This window comes from Pseudomonas baetica (assembly GCF_051216495.1).
Classification (GTDB): domain Bacteria; phylum Pseudomonadota; class Gammaproteobacteria; order Pseudomonadales; family Pseudomonadaceae; genus Aquipseudomonas; species Aquipseudomonas baetica_B.
The window spans coordinates 1-7,993 of sequence record NZ_JBPKAM010000171.1 but is presented as its reverse complement, the minus strand read 5'-3'; the positions used below and the strand labels follow the sequence as shown (position 1 = coordinate 7,993).

Annotated in this window: 5 protein-coding genes; all 5 read left to right on the top strand. The window is 60.6% G+C overall.

Annotated elements, in window-relative coordinates; all coding sequences use genetic code 11:
- The first annotated feature begins 244 nt into the window (after positions 1-244).
- The 5 genes from ACSFE6_RS30080 to gcvP all read left to right on the top strand — a co-directional run bounded on the left by ACSFE6_RS30080 (position 245) and on the right by gcvP (position 7,860).
- A complete protein-coding gene (locus tag ACSFE6_RS30080; RefSeq protein WP_435431011.1) occupies positions 245-1,249 on the top strand; it encodes an extracellular solute-binding protein in 1,005 nt (334 codons plus the stop codon).
- Between the two features lie 205 nt (positions 1,250-1,454).
- Positions 1,455-3,071 (top strand): ABC transporter permease, encoded by a 1,617-nt coding sequence (locus tag ACSFE6_RS30075; protein WP_435431010.1) that lies wholly within the window; start codon positions 1,455-1,457, stop codon positions 3,069-3,071.
- Positions 3,072-3,227: 156 nt separating this feature from the next.
- Complete coding sequence (gcvT, locus tag ACSFE6_RS30070) at positions 3,228-4,310, top strand: glycine cleavage system aminomethyltransferase GcvT (protein WP_435431009.1); 1,083 nt, start codon at positions 3,228-3,230, stop codon at positions 4,308-4,310.
- A 48-nt stretch (positions 4,311-4,358) separates the two neighbouring features.
- Positions 4,359-4,742: a glycine cleavage system protein GcvH gene (gcvH, locus tag ACSFE6_RS30065; RefSeq protein WP_435431008.1), complete on the top strand. Its 384-nt coding sequence runs from the start codon at positions 4,359-4,361 to the stop codon at positions 4,740-4,742.
- A 244-nt stretch (positions 4,743-4,986) separates the two neighbouring features.
- The gene (gene gcvP, locus ACSFE6_RS30060; protein ID WP_435431007.1) at positions 4,987-7,860 is read left to right on the top strand and encodes an aminomethyl-transferring glycine dehydrogenase; all 2,874 of its coding nucleotides are present in this window, start codon (positions 4,987-4,989) and stop codon (positions 7,858-7,860) included.
- The last annotated feature ends 133 nt before the right edge of the window (positions 7,861-7,993 follow it).

The window sequence follows — 7,993 nt, the reverse complement described above, 5'->3', positions numbered from 1 at the left end:
CTCCTGGACTTCTCGCGGCCTGAGCTTCCTATCGGATACCGCCTCTCCCTTAGCACCCGACCCCTCCCCCGAATTGATCGTCCCTCTCCTTGTGGGAGCGAGCCTGCTCGCGAAGGCGTCGGCAAGTCCACCAATAATCTCAATCCATGCAACATCTGGTAACGCCTCCACGAACTGTTTGATTGAGAAGGCAAATGTGAGTCCTTATCATTTGGCCTCATTTTTCAATCGAGGGACCGCTCCCATGTTGGCACCCAAGCGTCTACTGACCGCACTGGCCCTGACCCTGATCGGCAGCACCGCCGCCCAGGCCGCCGACGAGGTGGTGGTCTACTCCTCGCGTATCGATGAGCTGATCAAACCGGTCTTCGATGCCTACACCGCCAAAACCGGCGTGCAGGTGAAGTTCATCACCGACAAGGAAGCGCCGCTGATGCAGCGGGTCAAGGCCGAGGGCGAAAACGCCGTTGCCGACCTGTTGCTGACGGTCGATGCCGGCAACCTATGGCAAGCCGAGCAGATGGGCATCCTCCAGCCATTCACCTCGAAAACCATCGACGCCAACATCCCGCCGCAATACCGCGCGGCCTCTCATGCCTGGACCGGCCTGAGCCTGCGGGCGCGAACCATTGCCTATTCCACCGATCGCGTGAAACCGGGTGAGCTGACGACCTACGAAGCACTGGCCGACAAGAACTGGGAAGGCCGCCTGTGCTTGCGCACGGCGAAGAAGGTCTACAACCAGTCCCTAACCGCTACCATGATCGAAGTCCACGGTGCCGAGAAAACCGAGAAGATCCTCAAGGGCTGGGTCAACAACCTGTCCACCGACGTGTTCTCCGACGACGTTGCGGTACTGGAGGCCATCAATGCCGGCCAGTGTGACGTCGGCATCGTCAACACCTACTACTACGGCCGTCTGCACAAACAGAAGCCTGACCTGCCGGTGAAGCTGTTCTGGCCGAACCAGTCTGACCGTGGCGTGCACGTCAACCTGTCGGGCATTGGCCTGACCAAACACGCCCCGCACCCGGAAGCCGCCAAGGCCCTGGTGGAGTGGATGACCACGCCTGAAGCGCAGAAGATCTTCGCTGACGTCAATCAGGAGTTCCCGGCCAACCCTGCCGTGCAGCCCTCCGCTGAAGTCGCCGCCTGGGGCAAGTTCGTGGCCGATACCTTGCCAGTCGAAGTTGCCGGCAAGCGTCAGGCTGAAGCGATTCGCATGATGGACCGGGCTGGCTGGAACTGAGTCTCCCGATATACTGCGCCCCGCCTATGCGGGGCGTTTGTTTATGTGCAAGGCGCCTCCTACCCTGTAGGAGCGAGCCTGCTCGCGATGAACGTCACTACACCGCGGACTGTCAGGCACCCCGCGTTTTCGTTGACGTTTTTCGCGAGCAGGCTCGCTCCTACAAGGTTTCTATTGAAATCTCCATCCGTTAGAGAGTTTGTCCTTGGCCCACCCCGCCCAACGCCGCTGGTATCCCCTGGTCTTCGCCATTGCTGCGCTGGTCCTGCTGCCCCTGAGCGTTCTGCTGCTTTCCTGGCAATCCATCGACCCGCAGATCTGGTCCCATTTGTGGGACACACAGATGCCGCGCCTGCTGGGTAACACCCTGACTCTGGTGCTCGGTGTCGGTGTCGGTGTGACGGTCCTCGGAGTGAGCCTGGCGTGGCTCACCAGCCTCTGCGAATTCCCCGGCCGGCGCTGGCTGGACTGGGCGTTGATGCTGCCTTTTGCGATCCCGGCTTACGTGCTGGCATTTGTCTTTGTCGGTCTGCTGGATTTTGCCGGTCCCGTGCAAACCCTTATGCGCGAGTGGTTCGGCACAGGCCTACGATTGCCGCGCGTGCGCTCCACGGGTGGGGTGATCCTGGTTCTGGTGCTAGTGTTTTATCCCTACGTTTACCTGCTGGCGCGCACCGCATTCCTGGCGCAGGGCAAAGGCCTGATGGAAGCCGCCCGGGTACTGGGACAATCGCCGTGGCAGGCGTTCTGGCGGGTGGCCATGCCCATGGCGCGTCCCGCCATCGGTGCCGGCGTAGCGTTGGCATTGATGGAAACCCTGGCGGATTTTGGCGCGGTGTCGGTGTTCAACTTCGACACCTTCACCACCGCGATCTACAAGACTTGGTACGGGTTTTTCAGCCTCTCCAGCGCTGCGCAACTGGCCAGCCTGTTGCTGTTGGTGGTGATGGTGGTGCTGTACGGCGAGCGTCGCGCGCGCGGCGCCAACCGGGCGAGCAACGAACGGCCACGGGTCAAGGCGTTGTATCACTTGCATGGCTTCAAGGCGCTGCTGGCCACGGGTTGGTGTGCTCTGGTGTTCGCCTGTGCCTTTGTCATACCGATGCTGCAATTGCTGGTGTGGTTCTGGCTGCGTGGGCGCTTTGACCTGGATGAGCGTTACGCCGGCTTGATCGTCCACACCTTGTACCTGGGGGCGATGGCCGCATTGATCACCGTCAGTGTTGCCCTGATTCTGGCTTTTGCCCGACGCCTGGCACCGACCCAGGGAATCCGCGCCGGGGTCAGCCTGGCCAATCTTGGCTATGCCTTGCCCGGTTCGGTGCTGGCAGTATCGATCATGCTGGCATTCAGTTACCTGGACCGCGAGTGGGTGATTCCGCTCTCCGGCTGGCTCGGTGGCGCCGGTAAACCGTTGCTGTTGGGCAGTCTGTCGGCGCTGCTGCTGGCCTATCTGGTGCGGTTCATCGCCGTGGCATACGGGCCGCTTGAAAGCAGTCTGGCGCGTATACGGCCATCTTTGCCCGAAGCAGCACGTAGCCTTGGCGTCAGTGGGCCGCGACTGTTTTTCAAAGTGTATCTACCGTTATTACTGCCCGGCTCGTTGAGTGCCGCGTTGCTGGTGTTCGTCGATGTGCTCAAGGAAATGCCCGCGACCCTGCTGATGCGCCCGTTTGGCTGGGACACGCTGGCCGTGCGTATCTTTGAAATGACCAGCGAGGGTGAGTGGGCGAGGGCGTCTTTGCCGGCTCTGACACTGGTTTTGGTCGGGCTGCTACCGGTCATCGGATTGATTCGACGTTCGGCACATCGAAACAGCTAGGTGTCAGTCCTACACCTTGCGGCTACAATGCGCGGCATTCGGTGCGGTCCGTCTGACAGACAAGGTAGTAGAAGTCGGCTCGAAGCCTTTTGTTTCAAGGCTTTTATTCGATAGAGCACTCGCCCGCACCTTCGCCACGCCCGGAAGGAGAAACCCATGGGACAGCGTACGCCTCTGTATGACCTTCATCTCGCCCTCGGCGCGAAGATGGTCGATTTTGGCGGTTGGGATATGCCTCTGCATTACGGATCGCAGGTCGAGGAGCACCATGAGGTGCGCCGCGATTGCGGTGTTTTCGATGTATCCCACATGACCGTGATCGATGTCGACGGCCCCCAGGCCAAGGCCTGGCTCCAGCATTTGCTGGCCAATGACGTCGAACGCCTGCACAGCGCCGGCCGCGCCTTGTATAGCACCATGCTCAATGAGCGCGGCGGCATAGTCGACGATATGATCGTTTACCGCCTGGACGAGGGTTATCGTCTGGTGGTCAACGCCTCGACCCGCGATCAGGATCTGGCGTGGATGCAGGCCCATCTCGACGGCTTTGATGTACAGCTCATCGAGCGTTCCGAGCTGGCGATGCTGGCCATTCAAGGTCCTCACGCCCGGCACAAGGTTGCCGAACTGGTGAACCAGTCCCGAGGCAATCTGATCCAGCTGCTCAAACCTTTCGAAGGCCAGCCCGACGGTGACTGGTTCATTGCGCGCACCGGTTACACCGGTGAAGACGGTCTGGAAATCGTCCTGCCGGCCGCTCAGGCACCCGGTTTTTTCAATGATCTGGTGGGCGCAGGCATTTCTCCGATTGGGCTTGGCGCGCGTGATACCTTGCGGGTTGAAGCCGGCATGAACCTGTATGGCCAGGACATTCACCAGGACGTTTCACCGCTGGCCTCCAACATGGCCTGGAGCATTGCCTGGGAGCCGGCCACTCGCCAGTTCATCGGGCGCACGGCGCTCGAAGCCGAGCAATCTGCTGGCGTACAGCACAAATTGGTCGGTCTGGTCCTTGAGGAGCGCGGGGTTTTGCGCGCTCATCAAGTGGTCCGTATCGCCGATGTTGGCGAAGGGGAGATCACCAGTGGTAGTTTCTCTCCTACGCTAAGCAAGTCGATTGCACTGGCGCGCGTGCCGATGGCCACTGCCGACCGTGCGGAAGTGGAAATCCGTGGCAAGTGGTACCCGGTCCGAGTGGTCAAACCGACCTTCGTACGCCATGGCAAAACCCTGATCTAACCTTTTCTGGCGGCACTGACCGCTGACAATATCCTGAGGACACCGAACATGAGCGATATCCCTGCCAACCTGCGTTTTGCCGAAAGTCACGAATGGGCACGTCTGGAAGCCGATGGCACCGTCACCGTGGGCATCAGCGATCACGCGCAGGAAGCGCTGGGTGATGTGGTGTTCGTAGAACTGACCGAAGTTGGAAACGTCTTTGCTGCCGGTGATCAATCGGGTGTTGTCGAATCCGTCAAAGCGGCTTCGGACATCTATTCGCCCGTTGCCGGTGAAGTAATTGCAGTCAACGGCGCGCTGAGCGGTGAACCTGAGCTGTTGAACTCCGACCCATACGGAGCATGGATCTTCAAGCTCAAGCCAAGCAACCCGGCTGACCTGGACAAGCTGCTCGATGCAGCGGGCTACAAAGCCGCCATCGGCGAGTAAGCCTTCAGCGTCACCCCAAAGCCCCGACCTGTCGGGGCTTTTTATTGCCTGGTGATTATCCCTTGTAGGAGCGAGCTTGCTCGCGATGAACCTGAGAGCATCGCGGGGTGCCAGGCTTCCAGCGTCATCGTTGACGACCATCGCGAGCCAGCTCGCTCCTACAGGGTTTGCGTCCGACATGGGCTGCTATGCTGGTTTGACCGTGCCACATCGACGCCGAGCGCCAATCAAGAGAGAGCCCGTCATGTCCCAGTTGCCGTCCTTGAGCCAGTTACGCGATCCCAATGCCTTTCTTCGCCGTCACCTCGGGCCGGATGCCGCCGAGCAGCAGGCCATGCTCGACAGCCTTGGCCTCGGCAGTCGGGTCGAACTGATTGAACAGACGGTGCCGCCAGGCATTCGCCTCAACCGTGCTCTGGACCTGCCACCAGCCCTCGATGAAGAAGCCGCGCTGGCCAAGCTACGGGGTTACGCTGATCAGAATCAGGTCTGGACCAGCCTGATTGGCATGGGTTATCACGGCACCCTTACGCCTGCCGTCATCCTGCGTAATGTGCTGGAAAACCCTGGCTGGTACACCGCCTACACGCCGTATCAACCGGAAATCGCCCAGGGACGACTCGAAGCGCTGTTGAATTTTCAGCAATTGACTATCGACCTCACGGGACTGGAACTGGCCAATGCTTCGCTGCTGGATGAAGCTACGGCGGCGGCGGAGGCCATGGCGCTGGCCAAACGAGTCGCCAAGTCAAAAAGCAATCTGTTCTTTGTCGACGAAAACTGCCATCCACAAACCATTTCCGTGGTGCAGACCCGCGCTGAAGGCTTCGGCTTCGAGCTGATCATCGACGCTGTGGATAACTTGAAGGAGCACCAGGTGTTCGGCGCACTCCTGCAATATCCCGACACCCACGGCGAGATCCGCGATCTGCGGCCGTTGATCGATCACTTGCATGCCCAGCAAGCGCTGGCGTGTGTGGCGGCCGACCTGTTGAGCCTGCTTTTGCTGACCCCGCCGGGCGAGTTGGGGGCCGACGTTGTGTTTGGTTCCTCCCAGCGTTTCGGCGTACCCATGGGCTACGGCGGGCCGCACGCGGCGTTTTTCGCCAGCCGCGACGAATACAAACGAGCGATTCCCGGGCGGATCATTGGCGTCTCTAAAGATGCCCGGGGCAATGTCGCCCTGCGCATGGCCCTGCAAACCCGAGAGCAGCATATTCGTCGGGAAAAGGCTAACTCGAACATCTGTACCGCCCAAGTGTTGCTGGCCAACATTGCCAGCTTCTATGCGGTCTACCACGGTCCGGAAGGACTCAAGCGCATCGCCCAGCGTGTGCACCGACTGACCTGCGTCCTCGCCGCCGGCCTTGAGCGCAAGGGCATCACGCGGCTCAACCAGCACTTCTTCGACACCCTGACCCTGGACGTGGGCGGCACCCAGACCGCAATCATCGAAAGTGCCCGGGCCGCGCAGATCAATTTGCGCATTCTGGGGCGTGGGCAACTGGGCTTGAGTCTCGATGAAACCTGCGATGAAACGACCGTGGCCAAGCTGTTCGATGTGTTCCTGGGTGCCGATCATGGACTGACCGTCGATGAACTCGATGCTGAGGCGCTGACTTCCGCAATCCCGGGGCACCTGCAAAGAACCACGCCCTACCTGCGCCATCCAGTGTTCAGCGCCCATCACAGCGAAACCGAGATGCTGCGTTACCTCAAGCAACTGGAAAACAAGGACCTGGCGCTCAATCAATCGATGATTCCGTTGGGTTCATGCACCATGAAACTCAACGCCACGGCCGAGATGATTCCGATCACTTGGCCACAATTCGCCAACCTGCACCCGTTCGCGCCGAAAGAACAGGCCGTCGGTTATTCATTGATGATCGAGGAGCTGGAACGCTGGCTCTGCGCGATCACCGGTTTCGATGCGATCTGCATGCAACCCAACTCCGGTGCCCAGGGCGAATACGCAGGACTGTTGGCGATCCGCAAATACCACGAGAGCCGCCAACAAGGCGGGCGGGATATCTGCCTGATTCCATCCTCGGCCCACGGCACCAACCCGGCGTCGGCGCAGATGGCCGGGATGCGTGTGGTGATCGTCGAGTGTGACGAAGCGGGCAACGTCGATCTGGAGGACCTGAAAGAAAAAGCCGAGCAGGCTGGCGACAAGCTGGCTTGTTTGATGGCCACCTATCCGTCGACCCACGGCGTGTACGAGGAGGGCATCAGTGAAATCTGCGAAGTGATCCACAGCCATGGCGGTCAGGTGTACATGGATGGCGCCAACCTCAATGCCCAGGTCGGGCTGGCGCGGCCGGCGGACATTGGTGCGGATGTATCGCACATGAACTTGCACAAAACCTTCTGCATTCCCCATGGCGGTGGCGGGCCGGGCATGGGGCCGATTGGCGTGCGCGCGCACCTGGCGCCGTTCGTGGCCAATCACCCGGTGGTGCCGATCGACGGGCCGCTGGCGCAGAACGGTGCCGTCAGCGCCGCGCCCTGGGGCAGCGCGAGTATCCTGCCGATCAGTTGGATGTACATCGCCATGATGGGCCCGCAATTGGCCGACGCCAGCGAAGTGGCGATCCTCGCTGCGAATTACCTGGCTCGGCATTTGTCCGGTGCCTTCCCGGTGCTCTACACCGGGCGCAACGAGCGGGTGGCCCACGAATGCATTCTCGATTTGCGTCCGCTCAAAACACTCACCGGCATCACCGAGGAAGACGTTGCCAAGCGCCTGATGGACTATGGCTTCCATGCGCCGACCATGTCGTTCCCGGTACCGGGGACATTGATGGTCGAACCGACCGAGAGTGAATCGAAGGCGGAACTGGACCGTTTCATCGGTGCGATGCTGAGTATCCGCGCGGAGATCACCGAGGTGCAGAACGGCAACTGGCCGGCCGAGGATAATCCGCTCAAGCGTGCGCCGCATACGTTGGCCGATATCACCGGGATTTGGGAGCGGCCCTACAGCGTCGAACAAGGTGTGACGCCGGATGCTCACACCAAGGCCCACAAATATTGGCCGGCGGTGAACCGGGTGGACAATGTGTACGGGGACCGGAATCTGTTCTGTGCGTGTGTGCCGCTGGATGAGTACCGCTGATCTCCCGGACGACACGGGCCCCTTGTGGAAGCGGGGGGGGTTGGGGAAGGGGGGGGGAAGACAAGGGGGGGGTGGGATGGGGCACCATCCTTCTCAGAAAAGGTAAGCCCCCACGAAAATTGAAACAAACACA